The organism is Curtobacterium sp. VKM Ac-2922 (assembly GCF_022815645.1).
Lineage (GTDB): Bacteria > Actinomycetota > Actinomycetes > Actinomycetales > Microbacteriaceae > Curtobacterium.
Window position 1 is genome coordinate 1 of record NZ_JALGRO010000008.1, and the last position, 15028, is coordinate 15028.

Consider the following 15028-nt stretch of genomic DNA (forward strand, 5'->3'; position numbering starts at 1 on the left):
CTGTTGCCACCCACACGAACCATCCCCGGATCTGAACCGACTAAAGAGTCCAATATCCGGGGACCAGTTCACAGCTGGCACCGCGCCTCCCGTCAGTCAGTTGCTAGCGCTGCTTCGCGGCGAGCTTCTGCTCCTTGACCGCGCGGAACCACGCGCTCGAGGCCGGCAGGAAGGTGAGCACGGCGGCGACGATCGACGCGAGGACGCCGAGGACAGCGACGATGCCCCCCACGACACCGGTGAGGCCGAGGATCGTGATGATCAGCAGGACGATGCGGGCCCAGTTCGCGCCACGACGCATGAGCAGGTCGAACACCACGAACGCGATGATGAACAACACACCGACCACGATGCCGGACACGAACGAGGCCTGCACGACTGCGTCCACGTTGATGCCGTTCGTCGACCCGCCGGTCTGGGCGATCGCGTCCTTGGCAGCCTGCTTGGCCGCCGGCAGCTGCGTGGCGCTGACGATGATGCTGATGACGCGGATGAGCGCGGTCACCAGGTACAGCCAGAACGCGATGGTGACGAGGCGGGGTGCTGCACCGGCCGCGGGCGACTGGTACGGGTTCGACTGGTACGGGTTCGACGTCATGCTGGTGGTCCTCCTCCGGCCTCGACCTTCGGGACCGTCCCTACAGATACTGCCCGGTTCCGACCGTTCGTGACCGGAACCCACGTTCTGCGGGCCACGTCAGCTGGCGGCGATGTCGAAGACCACCACCCGCTTGCTGCCCGCACCGATGAAGTCGGCGATGGGCTGGTGCTCGGCGTGCGGCAGGTAGCCGACCAGGGCATCGCGGTCGCGGAACCGGACGACGAGCATCCAGTCGAAGCCGCCCTCGAGCCCCTCGGTGCTGACGCTCGTGCCGGACGACACCGCCAGGACCCCGTCGATCCGGGGCAGGTGCTGCTGCGACAGGGCATCGGCCTGGGCGGAGTGGTCGACGCCGTCGTGCCACTGCACCAGGACCACGTGGGTCACACCGGACGTGTTGAGTGCGTCGTTGTCGGTCATGCCTGCAGCCTGCCAGGACCATGCCGAGCGCGTGGAGGGCTCCGGAAATCGAACCAGATGAAGCGCCCCGAACTGGCGCGCCCCCCGTGTGTGACCGACGATACGGCGGGTCGGATCCTCGAGGCATCCTCCGGAAGAACGAGGTCCCGGCTCTCCCGGTGGCCGGTCGGCCAGTCGGGTGACGGCCAGGCGTCTACCGTCGCACGCCGTACCGCAGCGCCAGCGCGCCCGTCCGGAACGTCCGGCTGCTCAGGAGCTCCAGGTCCACCTGCCGCTCGAGCCGGGCGAAGAACGGGGTCCCGCCGCCGACCAGGACGGGGAGACCCGCACGCGGTACTCGTCGATCAGCCCGAGTTCGGCTGCCGCTGCGGCGAGCGTCGCCCCACCGATCGCGATCTCGCCGTCCCCGGGTTCGGCACGCAGTCGTTCGATCTCCTGCGCGACCGTGCCCGTCGCCAACCGGGTGTTGCTGGCGTCGACGCTGGTGAGTGTGCGCGAGAAGACCACCTTCGGCAGGGCGTTCCACAGGTCGGCCCACTCGCGCTCGGCCTCGTCCCACGTGGCCGCCTGCACCGGGTCCTCCCAGTAGACCATCGTCTCGTGCAGCTTCCGCCCGAGCAGGTGCACGTCGACGCCGTGGATCTCGTCGATCGAGGCGCGGAACTCCTCGGCGTCCGGGGCGCCCCAGGCGAAGCCGCCGTCCGGTCCGGTGATGAACCCGTCCGCCGTCATGCCCATGGAGTACGTGACCCGCTTCATGCCGCGGAACCTACGCCCGTGGTGCGGTCCGTGCACGTTCCTGAGCCGGTGCCCATCGCCCTGCGCCGAGCGTGCGGGTCACCAACCACGGAAGGCATCATCATGGCAACAGGAGTTGCAGCAGTCTGGGTCCCCGTCACGGACATGGCCCGCGCGGTCGCGTTCTACCGCGACACCCTTGGGCTCGAGGTCACCAGCCAGGACGACGACTGGAGCGAGATCGACGCGAACGGCCTGCGCATCGGGCTGAACGCGCGCGAGTCGGCCAGCGCGTCCAGCGACGGCGGCGCGGTCGTGTCGTTCCAGCCGGACGGCAGCATCGAGGACGAGGTCGCCACCCTCAAGCAGCGCGGTGCTGACATCCAGGGCGAGATCAGCGAGCACCCGTGGGGCAAGATCGTCCCCTTCAAGGACAGCGAGGGCAACGACCTGCAGCTGTACGCTCCGCCGACCAGCTGACGGGTCGCGTCGCGACCACAGATCGGACGGGAGGCCAGGTGTCAGCTGGCACCGGGCCTCCCGTCGGTTCTCCACAACGTCCCGCGACGCTGCCACCCGCAGCGGTCGGACCGCTACCGTGGTGCCAATGACGACGACGGGGGTGGCCGCGCACGACGGCTGGTCGCGCCTGCCCGTCGGCCGCCGTGAGTACCGGCAGGACGTCGTCGTCGCGCTGGTGCTCGCCGGCGGGATCGCGATCTCGGCCGTCCTGTCCGGCGCTGCCGGCATGTACGACGACCAGGCACCGTGGTGGGTCTCCGCGCTCATGGTCGTCGCGAACGCCGGGCCGCTGGCGTTCCGCCGCCGCTTCCCGATGACCGTGGCGGTGGTCGTCGCGCTGGCGTTCGTCGGCACGCAGCTGCTGCGGGTGCCCGAGGCCATCTTCATCAACTTCACGCTGTTCATCGGGCTCTACACGGTGGGGGCGTGGTGCTCCGACCGTGTCCGTGCCGAGTTCGTCCGGTGGTTCGTGATCGTCGGCATGTTCATCTGGCTGTTCCTGGCGATCGTGTTCCGCTGGTCGGTCCCCAGCGCACTGCCGAACCAGGGCGACTCACTCATCCCGCCGTTCATCGCCAACGCGCTGCTGTCGATCATCATCAACCTGGTGTACTTCGGTGCCGCCTGGTACTCGGGCAACCGGGCGTGGGCGTCGGCCGTGGCGAAACACGCGCTGCACGAGCGCACGGCCGAGCTCGCGGTCGAGCGGGAGCGCACGGCTGCCCAGGCGATCACGCTCGAGCGGGTGCGCATCGCCCGCGAGCTGCACGACGTCGTCGCCCACCACGTTTCGCTGATGGGTGTGCAGGCGGGGGCCGCTCGTCGGGTGCTCGAGCGTGACCCGGCCCAGGCGGCGACGTCCCTCGGGGTGGTCGAGGACAGCGCCCGCACGGCGGTCGAGGAACTGCGGCGGATGCTCGGCACGCTGCGCGAGAGCGACGCCGATGCGGCCGACGGTCTCCTCGACGCTGATCGCACCGCACGCACGACTGCCCCCAGCACCGACAGCATCGCGCGCATCGCCGAGCTCGCCGACGCTGCCACGACGGCCGGCCACCCCGCGCAGTACACGGTCGTCGGCGACGTCCGCCCGGTGCCCCCGACCGTGGCGACGGTTGCCTTCCGCATCGCACAAGAAGCGGTGACGAACGTCCTGAAACACGCCGGGCCGGACGCGCGCACGGACCTGCGCCTGCGCTACCTGCCGGACGCGATCGAGGTCGAGGTGACGGACACCGGGATCGGCAGCCGTGCCGTGCGTCCGACCGGCGCGGACGACCACGACGCCGACCGCGTTGCCGGAACCGGCACGGGCATGGGCGCGGGCAGCGGTCTGGGCCACGTCGGCATGCGGGAGCGGGTGTCCGCCGTCGGCGGCACGGTCGAGATCGGGCCCCGTGCCCGGGGAGGGTTCCTGGTGCGCGCATGGCTGCCGACGACGTGACCGTACGGGTGGTGCTCGCCGACGACCAGGACCTGGTGCGGGCGGGGTTCCGGGTCATCCTCGAGTCGGAGCCCGGCATCGTCGTGGTCGCCGAGGCTGCCGACGGCGCGGCTGCGATCCGCGCGGTCGAGCAGTACCGACCGGACGTGGTGTGCCTGGACGTCCAGATGCCGACGGTGGACGGCATCGAGGCCGCCCGTCGCATCACGGCGCTGCCCGATCCGCCGGCAGTCCTGATCCTGACCACGTTCGACAACGACGACACCCTGTTCGACGCGCTCGATGCCGGCGCGAGCGGCTTCCTGCTGAAGAACGCGACGCCCGAGCAACTGGTCGATGCGGTCCTGACGGTCGCGGCCGGTGACGCGCTGCTGGCCCCCGACGTCACACGCCGGGTGATCAGCCGCGCGACGACGGGCACGGTGCCGGTCGTCGCACCCGACGCCGCGGTGCCGGGGTTGACGGAGCGCGAGACCGAGGTGCTGCGGCTGCTCGGACGCGGGTGCAGCAACGCCGAGATCGCGACGCAGCTGTTCGTCGGCGAGGCCACCGTCAAGACCCACGTGTCGAACGTGCTGCAGAAGCTCCAGCTGCGTGACCGGGTGCAGGCCGTCGTGTGGGCGTACGAGCACGGGGTGGTCCGCTCCGGCGGATGAAGCGCGGACGGTCGTGCTGGAGCTCGGCTCCGTCTCGGGGTGGAGGCCCGGGTTCCGTCCGGCGTGGGAGGTACCGAGCGCAGGTCCTCCGTAGCGTCGGTGGTGCGGTGGGAAGCAGCTCACCGCCGGAAGGGGACACGATGCTCAGGGTCGAAGGAGTGACGAAGCACTTCGGCGAACGCCGGGTGCTCGACGACGTGACGTTCGAGGTGGGTCGTGGTCGGCTCACCGGGTTCGTCGGCGGCAACGGCGCCGGCAAGACCACCACCATGCGGATCATGCTCGGGGTGCTCGACTCCGACGGCGGGACCGTCTCGATCGACGGACAGCCCATCGGGCCGACCGACCGCCGCCGCTTCGGGTACATGCCCGAGGAACGCGGCCTGTACCCGAAGATGCCGGTCGCCGAGCAGATCACCTACCTGGCGCGGCTGCACGGCGTCGACCGTCGCGCCGCTGCAACCCGCACGGCCGAGCTGCTCGAACGGCTCGAGATCGGGCAGCACGCCGACGACCCTGTCGAGAAGCTCTCGCTCGGCAACCAGCAGCGCGTGCAGGTCGCCGCCGCGCTGGCCCACCGCCCCGAGGTCCTGGTGCTCGACGAACCGTTCTCCGGGCTCGACCCGATGGCGGTCGACGTCGTGCTGGGCGTCCTGCGCGAGGCAGCGGCCGAAGGCGTCCCGGTGCTGTTCTCCAGCCACCAGCTCGACGTCGTCGAACGGCTCTGCGACGACGTCGTGGTGATCGCCGGTGGCAGCATCCGCGCGGCCGGTCCGCAGGAGGAACTCCGCCGCAGCGCGGGTCCCGCGGCGTGGGAGCTGCTCGTCGACGGCGACGCCGCGTGGCTGCGCGACGAACCCGGCGTGCACGTGCGCGAGTTCGACGGCGGCTACGCGGTCTTCGAGGCCGACGAGGCCGTCGCCCAGCGCGTGCTGCAGCGCGCCGTCACCACCGGGACCGTGGGGTCGTTCGGCCCGCGCGTGCCCCGACTCAGCGAGGTCTTCCGGGAGGTCGTCCGATGAACAACTCCTTCGCCATGGCGGTCCGCCTGGTCACCGTCCGCGAGATCCAGGCCCGGCTGCGCAGCAAGGCCTTCGTGATCTCGGCGGTCATCCTGCTCGTGATGGTCGTCGCCTCGATCGTCGTCGGCGGGATCGTCGGCAAGTCCACCGCCGGCAACACCACCCCCGTCGCGGTCGTGAACGGCGTGTCCCTGCCCTCGTCCGACGGGCTGAAGGTCACGCAGGTCGACGACCGGGCCGCGGCCGAGAAGCTCGTCCGCTCCGGGGACGTCGACGCCGCGATCGTGCCCGAGTCCGGTCCGCTCGGGTTCGGCGTGGTCGGCCTCGACAAGGCGCCGACCGAGGTCATCCAGGCACTCAGCGTGTCACCGAAGGTCGAACTGCTCGACCCGAACGCGATGGCGCCGGGCTTGATCTCGCTGATCGGGATCGCGTTCGGCATCGTGTACTTCGCTGCCGCCGTGACGTTCGGACAGTCGATCGCGCAGAGCGTGGTCGAGGAGAAGTCCACCCGCGTGGTGGAGATCCTGATGGCGGCGATCCCGGCCCGCGCGCTGCTGGCCGGCAAGGTGATCGGCAGCAGCATCATGGCGCTCGGGCAGGTGGTCGCGATCGCCATCGCCGCCGCCGTGGCGCTCGCCGTGACCGGGCAGGACAACCTGTTCGGGCTGCTCGGGCCGAGCATGCTGTGGTTCGTCGTGTTCTTCGCGATCGGGTTCGTGCTGGTGGCGTCGCTGTTCGCGGCCGCTGCGGCACTGGTCTCGCGGCAGGAGGACGTCGGCAGCGTGACCACCCCGGTGATGATGCTGCTGATGATCCCGTACTTCCTGATCATCTTCGCCGCGGACAACCCCACCGTGGTCGGCATCATGTCGTACGTGCCGTTCAGTGCCCCGATCGGCATGCCGATGCGGATCTTCCTGGGCACTGCCGAGTGGTGGGAGCCGATCGTCTCGCTGCTCGTGGTCATCGCGTCCGCTGCCCTCGTCGTGGTCGTCGGCGCCCGCGTGTACGAGAACGCACTGCTCCGCACCGGTGGCCGCGTGAAGCTCACCGAGGCGATGCGACGATGAGCGCATGACCTCGACCGAGCAGGACACCCCCGTGCACCGAACACCCGACAGTCGTGGCCGAACGGGACTCGACCGGGTCGGACGGGACCTGGACCGCAACCCGGACGTGGTGGTGCGCGACGTCGAGGTGACGTCGGACGGCTGGCACGTGCTCCGTCGGACCACGTTCGACGTCCGCGGTCGGGACGGGACCTGGTCGACGCAGCAGCGCGAGACGTACGACCGCGGCAACGGTGCGACGATCCTGCTGTTCGACCGGTCGCGCGGGACCGTGTTGCTGTCGCGGCAGTTCCGGTTCCCGGCGTACGTCAACGACCACCCGGACGGCATGCTCGTCGAGACCGCGGCCGGGCTGCTCGACGAGGACGACCCCGAGACCGCGATCCGCCGCGAGGCCAGCGAGGAGCTCGGCGTCGACGTCGGCACCCTGACGCACGTGTTCGACGCGTACATGAGCCCCGGGTCCGTCACCGAGCGGGTGCACTTCTACGCAGCCGAGTACACCCCCGCCGATCGCGTGACGGCCGGCGGGGGCGTGGCGGACGAGGGCGAGGAGATCGAGGTGCTCGAGCTGCCGTTCGCCCAGGCACTGGCCATGGTGGAGGACGGTCGGATCGTGGACGGCAAGACCATCATGCTGCTGCAGTGGGCAGCGTTGCGGGGCGTCCTGTCGGACGGGCGCTGACGGGGAGACCGCAGGACTGCCGGACAGGAGGCCCGGTGCCAGCTGGCACCGGGCCTCCTGTCCGGTGGTTCAGACGTCCGACCGTCGGAGCCGGACGACCGCAACGGCACCGGTGGCCACGAGCCACAGCACCACGCTCACCAGCGGGCGGCCCCAGTCGGGTGTGCCGGCGACCAGTGCGGTCGCGTTGTCGGTGAAGAGCCAGTCGACCACGTAGCCGTCGCCGATCCGCACGCCGCCGATCAGCCCGCTCACCAGGAAGAGGCCGATCACGGTGACGATGGCCGTCGGAGCCACACGACGGATCAGGAAGCCGAGGAACAGGCCGAGCAGCGCCGTCGCCGCGACCGCGGGCCCTGCCACCAGGACCGGGACCGCCGCCGCACCGAGGATCCCGACCACGGCTGCACCGACGATCGCGCCGACCCACCCGATCGCCAGACCGAACAGCACGACTGCCAGGCCCTTGGCGAGCACGACGCGGTCGCGCTGCGGGACGACCGTGCAGGTCGTGCGGATCGACCCGGTGGCGTACTCGCCGGCGACGGACAGCCCGCCGGCCAGCGCCAGCACGGCGCCCCCGACCATGCTGCCGGTCGCGACCGCGACCCCCGGACTGAACTGCGCCGCGGCGACGATCGTCAGGACGATCGCCGGTCCGGCCAGCAGCAGCAGCCACCCGATGGACGGGACCGACCAGGTCTTCTGCACCTCGGAGCGCAGCAGGCCGGGGAAGGTGATCGGGGTGGTGCTCATCGGATGGCTCCTGCGTCGTGGCTGGTGTGGCCGGCGGTGAGGTCGAAGAAGACGTCCTCGAGGGTGGCGCTGCGGCGTGGTGACGCGGCCAGCAGCTGGTCGGTGGTGCCGTCGGCGACCAGGCGGCCGTTGCCGATGACGATGAGTCGATCGGCGGTGGCAGCGGTCTCGGCCATGTTGTGGCTGGACAGCAGCACGGTGCGGCCCTGGGCGGCGAAGGACCGGCAGAGCTGGCGCACCCAGACGACGCCCTGGGGGTCGAGGCCGTTGACCGGCTCGTCGAGCATCAGGACCTGCGGGTCGCCGAGCAGCGCGGAGGCGATGCCGAGTCGCTGGCCCATGCCGAGCGAGAACGTGCGGATGCGCTTGTTCGCCACGCCTGCCAGACCGGTCATGTCGAGGACGGCGTCCACGCGGCGCCGGCCGATGCCGTGCGTCAGTGCGAGCCCGGTCAGGTGGGCGCGGGCGGTGCGGGCGGGGTGCACGGCCTTGGCGTCGATCATCGCGCCGAGCAGCTGCATCGGGGCGGGGGAGTCGGCGTAGGGACGACCGCCGACCGTGACGGTGCCCGAGGTCGGGCGGTCCAGGCCGACGATCATCCGCATCGTCGAGGACTTGCCGGCGCCGTTCGGGCCGAGGAAGCCCGTCACCGTGCCGGGCTCGAGCGTGAACGACAGGTCGTCGACCACGGTCCGGGCGCCGTGCCGCTTGGTCAGGTTGCGTGCTGCGATCATGGCTCCGACGCTACGGAGCGGTGCGGCGACGCCCATCGCCCCGCGGGGCCACGCCGGTGGTACCCGGGTACCGGCGTCGCTGCTGCGGTGTTGCTGCGGTGTTGCTGCGGTGTTGCTGCGGCGTCGTCGCCGCGGCGTCAGACCAGGCCGAGCTCGTGCGCGCGGATCACGGCATGCACCCGGTCCCGCAGCTCGAGCTTCGCCAGCACGCGCCCGACGTGGGTCTTCACGGTCGACTCGGACAGGAACAGCTCGCCGGCGATCTCTGTGTTGTTCCGGCCGCGACCGATGGCCACGAACACCTCGCGCTCGCGGTCGGTCAGGGCTGCGAGCTGGTCGTCGACGCCGGTGGCGGTGGGGAACTTCCCGCGGTGCAGTTCGATCATCTGCCGGGTCACGCGCGGCGACACGATCGCGTCGCCAGCGGCCACGGTCCGGACGGCGCTGACGAGTTCCTCGGGGCGGGCGTCCTTCAGCTGGAAGCCGCTGGCCCCGGCGTTGAGCGCACCGAAGGCGTACTCGTCCAGGTCGAAGGTCGTCAGCACGAGCACCGCGGCCCGGGCGCCGGAGCCGACGATGCGGCGGGTGGCCTCGAGCCCGTCCATGCCGGGCATGCGGACGTCCATCACGACGACGTCGGGATCGAGCGCCGCCGTGCGCTCGACGGCGTCGTGCCCGTTCGCCGCCTCGCCGACCACGGTGATGTCGTCGGTCGCGCCGAGCACCATCGCGGTCCCCATCCGGATGAGGTCCTGGTCGTCGACGAGCAGCACGCGGATCATGCGGTCCCTCCGGCACGCAGGACGACGCGCACACGCCAGCCGTGCGGTGTCACCGGTCCCGCTTCCACCTGGCCATCGTAGAGCGCCGCCCGTTCGCGCAGTCCGACGAGTCCGCGTCCCGACCCCTGTGACGGCACCGACCCCTGCGCACGCCCGTCGTCCTGCACGAGGACGACGACCGAGCCGCCGGACCGGGTGACCCGGACGTCGACGGTCGTCGGGTCGAGGGCGTACCGGGACGCGTTCGTCAGGGACTCCTGCACGATCCGGTACACGGTGGTGGCCAGGCTGTCGGGCAGTCCGTCGACGTCGTCGGAGTGCAGCGTCACCGGCAGGCCCGCCGCGCGCTGGTCGGTGACGAGCCGGTCGAGGTCGGCGAGCGACGGCTGCGGGTCGGTCGGCGTCTGGTGGGCGGCTGCGTCACCGGTCCGCAGCACACCGAGCACGCGGCGCATGTCGGCCAGCGAGTCGCGCCCGACCGTTCCGATGCGCTGCACGGCGTCCCGCGAGCGCTCCGGCTCCTTGTCGACCAGGGCGTCCGCGCCGTCCGCCAGCCGGATCATCACCGACAGTCCGTGGGCGACGACGTCGTGCATCTCGCGGGCGATCCGGGCGCGTTCGTCCTCGACCGCGGCGACGGCACGCTGTTCCTGTTCGGCGCGCACCCGGTCGGCCAGGTCGACGAGCGCCTGCACGTACGCGCGGCGCGTCCGGATCCACAGCCCGAGCACCATGCCGGCCAGCAGCACGACCGCGCCGAACACGCCCCGGGACGGATCGTGCAGCGTCAGCGTCCCGACGACCGTGAACACCAGCACGGCGGCGGCGGACGCGATCCACCCGACGCGGACGCCGACGCGGGTGACGACCGTCGCGACGACGAGCAGCACGAGTGGCAGCAGGAGCAGCGGGACCGCCAGTGTCGCGGCGATCCCGGCGACGACGAACGCCGCCAGTGGAGCCCGTCGTCGGAGCACGCCGACGACGAACCCGGCGACCAGGAGCGCTGTGGCCCCGAACGGCGCGGTGGTGAAGGCGTCGAGCGACAGCAGCTGCCCGGTCGTGACGATGCTGTAGACCACGACGAGCAGGACGTCGATGGCCGCTGGGTGCCGGCCCGCCCAGCGCTCGAGGGCACCCGGTCGGGGCGGAGCAGGGGACGCGGTCGTCACCCGGCCCACCGTACCTTCCGGTCCAGGCGGTGCGCCGCGCATGCGGGGCCGATGCGCATCGCACCCCGATACGGACATCGCGCCCCGCTGTGGCGGGGTGCGATGTCCGCAACGGGGTGCGACGTCGGCGGCAGACGACTGACCGGTCAGGCCGAGCCGCGCCAGACGACCTCGGTCGGCAGGATCAGGCCGCGGGGCTCGGGGGTCGAACCCTCGATCTGCAGCAGCACGCGGCGGGCGGCGTCCTCGCCCAGGGTCAGCGCCGGCTGCCGCACGGTCGACAACGGTGGGTCGCAGCGGAGTGCCCACGCGCTGTCGTCGAACCCGACGATGCCGACCTGCCCGGGGACGTCGATGCCCCGGCGTTGCAGGTGGTCCATCGCGCCGGCGGCGACCGCGTCGGACGCGGCGAACACCCCGTCGATGTCCGGTGCGCGCTCGAGCAGCTCGCGCATCCCGGTCCCCCCTGCGGCGTAGCTGAACAGCGGGTCGTCGACCACGAGCCGCGGGTCGTAGCGGTCCCCGAGTGCCGCGCGGAACCCGGCCAGGCGGTCCTGTCCGGAGTCACGGTCGAGTCCGGACGCCAGCATGCCGACCCGCCTGCGCCCGGTGGCGACCAGACGGCGCGTGATCTGCTCGGCGGCTTCGGCGTTGTCGATGCCGATGTACGAGATGTCGACCGCGTCCGACGGGTGCCCGACGAAGCACGCGGGCAGCCCGATCTCGATGATGGCGCGCGTGATCGGGTCGTCGGTGCGGGCCGACAGGACGATGGCGCCGTCGACGAACCCGCCGCGCAGGTACTCGACCACGCGCTCGCTGTCCCGCGGGGAGTCGACGATGACGGTGACGAGCTGCTGGTCGGCCTCGGACAGGACGGTGTTCGTGCCGATCAGGATGTTCCCGATGTTCGGGTCGTCCAGCACGACGACGTGCGGCTCGTGCACGATGAGCGCGACCGCCCCGGCTCGGCTGGTCACGAGGCTGCGAGCGGCGGCGCTCCGCACGTAGCCCACGCGGCGGACGGCTTCACGCACGGCATCGCGGGCTTCGTCGGAGACGTACGGCTCGTCGTTGAGGACCCGGGAGACGGTGCCGCGGGAGAGCCCGGCTTCGTCCGCGACGTGCTGGATCGTGACGCGGGAGCGCGTGGGTCGGCCGTCGGGCATCTGGCCAGCGTAGCGGTGCGCAGCGGGCTCCTGAGGACGCTCGTGTTGACATCGACGCCGTCATGGGCTTTGATCTGGGAGCGCTCCCAGACAGATCCGACGCGAATCCGCCGTCGCGATCTGGGAGCGCTCCCAGAACAAGGGTGACCTTCACTGCCGAAGGGGTCGGACGACCGCTGGCAGGGAGCGGTCACCCCGGAAGCACGAGGACCCGTGGACACCAACACCCTGCCGGCGCCGGCCACCACCGCGCTCGGCCTCGGCACGACCGGACTCGTGTTCGGCTGCGACTACAACCCCGAGCAGTGGACCCCCGAGGTCTGGGCCGAGGACGTCGCCCTGATGCGCGAGGCCGGCGTGAACCTGGTCGCGATCAACGTCTTCGGCTGGTCGCACGTCGAACCCCGGCCCGGCGAGTACGACTTCTCCGGACTGGACACCGTCATCGAGCTGCTGCACCAGGCAGGCATCGGCGTGAACCTCGGTACGGGCACCGCCTCACCGCCCCCGTGGCTGACGACGCTGCACCCGGAGATGCTGCCGATGGTGGCCGACGGCACCCGTCGCTTCCCCGGCGGCCGCCAGGGGTTCTGCCCGAGCTCCCCGGTCTACCGCTCGCACGCCCTCGCCCTGGTCCGCGCGACCGCCGAGCGCTACGGCCAGCACCCGGCGGTCCGGCTGTGGCACGTGTCGAACGAGCTCGGCTGCCACAACGCGTACTGCTTCTGCGACGTCTCGGCCGACGCCTTCCGCGACTGGCTGCGTGCCCGGTACGCCGACGTCGACTCGCTCAACGCCGCGTGGGGCACCGCGTTCTGGAGCCAGCGCTACTCGGCCTTCGACGAGGTGCTGCCGCCGCGGGCCACGCTGTCGTTCGTCAACCCCGCGCAGACCCTGGACTTCGACCGGTTCTCGTCCGACCAGCTCCTCGACCACCACCGCGCCGAGGCCGAGGTCATCCGGCAGCACAGCGCCCTGCCCGTCACGACGAACTTCATGGTCGCAGCCCACATCACGGCGCTGGACTACTGGAGCTGGGCGGACGACATGGACGTCATCGCCAACGACCACTACCTGGACCACCGTCTGGACCGCCCCGAGGTCGAGCTCGCCTTCGCCGCGGACACCACCCGCGGTCTGGCTCGCGGCGGTGCCTGGATGCTCATGGAGCACTCGACGGGCGCCGTGAACTGGCAGCCGCGCAACCTGGCGAAGGCCCCGGGGCAGATGCTCCGCAACACCGTCGGGCACATCGCCCGTGGCGCGGACGCGGTCTGCTTCTTCCAGTGGCGCGCGTCGGTGCAGGGCACCGAGAAGTTCCACTCGGCGCTGCTGCCCCACGCCGGCCGCGACTCCCGCACCTGGGACGAGGTCGTCGCCCTCGGCTCGCTGGTCGAGCGGCTCGGCGAACTGCGGGGCTCGCGGGTCGTCGCCGACGTCGCGGTCGTCTTCGGCTGGGAGGTCCAGTGGGCTGCCGACCTCGAAGCGCACCCCACCGGCGACCTGCGCTACCTGGAGCAGGTGCACGCGCTGTACGGCGCGCTGTGGGACCTGGGCGTCGGTGTGGACGTCGTCGCACCCGGCGCCCCGCTCGACGGGTACGCGGTCGTCGTCGTCCCCGAGCTGTACCTGGTCCGCGACGAGCACGCCGCCGTGATCGACCGCTTCGTCGCGGCGGGCGGCACCGCGCTGGTGACGTTCTTCAGCGGGATCGTCGACGAGCGTGACGCCGTCCGCACTGGCGGCTACCCGGGCGCCTTCCGCCATCTACTCGGGGTGCACGTCGACGAGTTCATGCCGCTGCCGGTCGGGGGCACGCTCGCCCTGTCGGACGGGTCGCGCGGCTCGCTCTGGTCCGAGCCCGTCGCCCTGCGCGGCGCCGAGGCCGTCACCACCTACGCCGAGGGCCCGCTCGACGGCATGCCCGCCGTCACCCGCAACACCCACGGCGGGGGCACCGCCTGGTACGTCTCCACCGTGCTCGAGGACGACGCGCGCCGCGCGCTGCTGCGCCGCGTGCTCGACGGCGCGGGGGTCCGTGCCGGTGCCGCTCCGGCCGGCGACGGCGTCGAGGTCGTCCGCCGTCGTGACGACGACCACGAGTGGGTGTTCCTGCTCAACCACACCGACCGCACCGTGCACCACGACGAGTCCGGCCACGAGCTCGTCGGCGACCACCCCGTCGCCGGCCGGACCGCACTCGCCCCCGGGGGGACCCACATCATCCGCCAGGACAGGAAGCGCTCATGACCACCTCCGCCCAGCCCACCCGGGCGTCACGACGACGCCGGACCGCCGGCGGGTTCCGCTACCGGCGGGCCATCGCGATCTTCATCACCCCGTTCGCGGTGCTGTTCACCGCGTTCTACCTCGTGCCGATCCTGTACGCCGTGTGGCAGTCGCTGCAGAAGATCGAGCGTCAGGGCACGTTCGGCGCCCCGACGCAGGTGTTCGGCGGTCTGACGCAGTACGCCCTGGTGTTCCAGAACAGCGAGTTCTGGAGCTCGGTGCTGCGCGTGCTGCTGTTCGGCATCGTGCAGGTGCCGGTCATGCTCCTGCTGGCGCTCGTCTTCGCGCTGCTGCTCGACTCCCCGCTGCTGCGCGGCAAGCGGTTCTTCCGCCTGGCGTTCTTCGCGCCGTACGCGGTCCCCGGGGTGATCGCCGCGATCATGTGGGGCTACCTGTACGCGCCCAACCTGTCGCCGTTCTCCGCCGTCACCACGCGCTTCGACCTGCTCGGCGCGGACACGGTGCTGTGGGCGGTCGCCAACGTCGTGACCTGGGTCTACGTCGGCTACAACATGCTGATCATCTACTCGTCGCTGCTGGCGATCCCGGCGGAGATCTACGAGGCCGCCAAGCTCGACGGGGCGTCCCAGTGGCGCATCGCGGTGTCGATCAAGATCCCGCTCGTCGTGCCGGCCCTGGTGCTGACCGCCGTGTTCTCGGTGATCGGGACCCTGCAGCTGCTGACCGAACCGACCGTGTTCCGCCAGTTCACGTCGACGATCTCGTCCACGTTCACCCCGAACATGCTCGTGTACTCGACGTCCTCGGTGCCGAACTTCAACCTGGCGGCCGCGTTCTCGGTCGTCCTCGCCCTCGCCACGTTCATCCTGTCGATCGGGTTCCTCCGGCTGACCCAGCGGAAGTCCGCCGAATGACCGTCAACGTCCCCTCGGAAGGCCGCCGAATGACCGTCAACGCCCCCGCCGACCGCGCCGCCGCGCGCGCCGCCGACCCGAGCGCCACCG

The 15028-nt window shown here is 71.4% G+C and carries 16 protein-coding genes; 8 read left to right on the forward strand and 8 right to left on the reverse strand.

The annotated features are described in order from the left end of the window. Positions 1 to 103 precede the first annotated feature (103 nt). The 3 genes from MT346_RS10410 to MT346_RS10420 all read right to left on the reverse strand — a co-directional run bounded on the left by MT346_RS10410 (position 104) and on the right by MT346_RS10420 (position 1780). Positions 104 to 598 (reverse strand): hypothetical protein, encoded by a 495-nt coding sequence (locus tag MT346_RS10410; RefSeq protein ID WP_243562999.1) that lies wholly within the window; start codon positions 596 to 598, stop codon positions 104 to 106. A 99-nt stretch (positions 599 to 697) separates the two neighbouring features. Beyond that, positions 698 to 1021, reverse strand: a complete 324-nt coding sequence (locus MT346_RS10415; protein ID WP_243563000.1) for a Dabb family protein — start codon at positions 1019 to 1021, stop codon at positions 698 to 700. Positions 1022 to 1270: 249 nt separating this feature from the next. Further along, entirely contained in the window at positions 1271 to 1780 is a 510-nt protein-coding gene (locus MT346_RS10420) for a dihydrofolate reductase family protein (RefSeq protein ID WP_243563001.1), read from the reverse strand. A 102-nt stretch (positions 1781 to 1882) separates the two neighbouring features. On the opposite strand from MT346_RS10420, the gene MT346_RS10425 reads away from it, so the two are divergent. The 6 genes from MT346_RS10425 to MT346_RS10450 all read left to right on the forward strand — a co-directional run bounded on the left by MT346_RS10425 (position 1883) and on the right by MT346_RS10450 (position 7161). After that, entirely contained in the window at positions 1883 to 2239 is a 357-nt protein-coding gene (locus MT346_RS10425; protein ID WP_243563002.1) for a VOC family protein, read from the forward strand. Positions 2240 to 2366: 127 nt separating this feature from the next. Beyond that, on the forward strand, positions 2367 to 3725 hold the full coding sequence (locus tag MT346_RS10430) for a sensor histidine kinase (protein ID WP_243563003.1): 1359 nt from the start codon (positions 2367 to 2369) through the stop codon (positions 3723 to 3725). Further along, complete coding sequence (locus tag MT346_RS10435; protein ID WP_243563004.1) at positions 3707 to 4381, forward strand: response regulator transcription factor; 675 nt, start codon at positions 3707 to 3709, stop codon at positions 4379 to 4381. Before MT346_RS10430 ends, MT346_RS10435 begins: the two co-directional genes overlap by 19 nt. Positions 4382 to 4521: 140 nt before the next feature. Further along, the gene (locus MT346_RS10440; protein ID WP_243563005.1) at positions 4522 to 5403 is read left to right on the forward strand and encodes an ABC transporter ATP-binding protein; all 882 of its coding nucleotides are present in this window, start codon (positions 4522 to 4524) and stop codon (positions 5401 to 5403) included. Next, positions 5400 to 6476, forward strand: coding sequence for an ABC transporter permease (locus MT346_RS10445; RefSeq protein ID WP_243563006.1), 1077 nt, complete (start codon positions 5400 to 5402; stop codon positions 6474 to 6476). The genes MT346_RS10440 and MT346_RS10445 overlap by 4 nt, the downstream gene beginning before the upstream one ends. A gap of 4 nt (positions 6477 to 6480) precedes the next feature. After that, on the forward strand, positions 6481 to 7161 hold the full coding sequence (locus MT346_RS10450; protein WP_243563007.1) for an NUDIX domain-containing protein: 681 nt from the start codon (positions 6481 to 6483) through the stop codon (positions 7159 to 7161). A 69-nt stretch (positions 7162 to 7230) separates the two neighbouring features. Here the strand turns inward: MT346_RS10450 and MT346_RS10455 are convergent, their stop codons facing one another. The 5 genes from MT346_RS10455 to MT346_RS10475 form a co-directional block, all read right to left on the reverse strand. Further along, complete coding sequence (locus MT346_RS10455) at positions 7231 to 7917, reverse strand: hypothetical protein (protein ID WP_243563008.1); 687 nt, start codon at positions 7915 to 7917, stop codon at positions 7231 to 7233. Next, the gene (locus MT346_RS10460; protein WP_308221890.1) at positions 7914 to 8651 is read right to left on the reverse strand and encodes an ATP-binding cassette domain-containing protein; all 738 of its coding nucleotides are present in this window, start codon (positions 8649 to 8651) and stop codon (positions 7914 to 7916) included. Before MT346_RS10460 ends, MT346_RS10455 begins: the two co-directional genes overlap by 4 nt. A 137-nt stretch (positions 8652 to 8788) precedes the next feature. Continuing rightward, entirely contained in the window at positions 8789 to 9433 is a 645-nt protein-coding gene (locus tag MT346_RS10465; protein ID WP_243563009.1) for a response regulator transcription factor, read from the reverse strand. Then, the gene (locus MT346_RS18410; RefSeq protein ID WP_243563010.1) at positions 9430 to 10605 is read right to left on the reverse strand and encodes a sensor histidine kinase; all 1176 of its coding nucleotides are present in this window, start codon (positions 10603 to 10605) and stop codon (positions 9430 to 9432) included. The genes MT346_RS10465 and MT346_RS18410 overlap by 4 nt, the downstream gene beginning before the upstream one ends. Positions 10606 to 10751: 146 nt before the next feature. Further along, entirely contained in the window at positions 10752 to 11774 is a 1023-nt protein-coding gene (locus tag MT346_RS10475; RefSeq protein ID WP_243563011.1) for a LacI family DNA-binding transcriptional regulator, read from the reverse strand. A 213-nt stretch (positions 11775 to 11987) separates the two neighbouring features. On the opposite strand from MT346_RS10475, the gene MT346_RS10480 reads away from it, so the two are divergent. After that, a complete protein-coding gene (locus MT346_RS10480; protein ID WP_243563012.1) occupies positions 11988 to 14024 on the forward strand; it encodes a beta-galactosidase in 2037 nt (678 codons plus the stop codon). Beyond that, positions 14021 to 14938: a carbohydrate ABC transporter permease gene (locus MT346_RS10485; protein ID WP_243563013.1), complete on the forward strand. Its 918-nt coding sequence runs from the start codon at positions 14021 to 14023 to the stop codon at positions 14936 to 14938. The genes MT346_RS10480 and MT346_RS10485 overlap by 4 nt, the downstream gene beginning before the upstream one ends. Positions 14939 to 15028 lie beyond the last annotated feature (90 nt).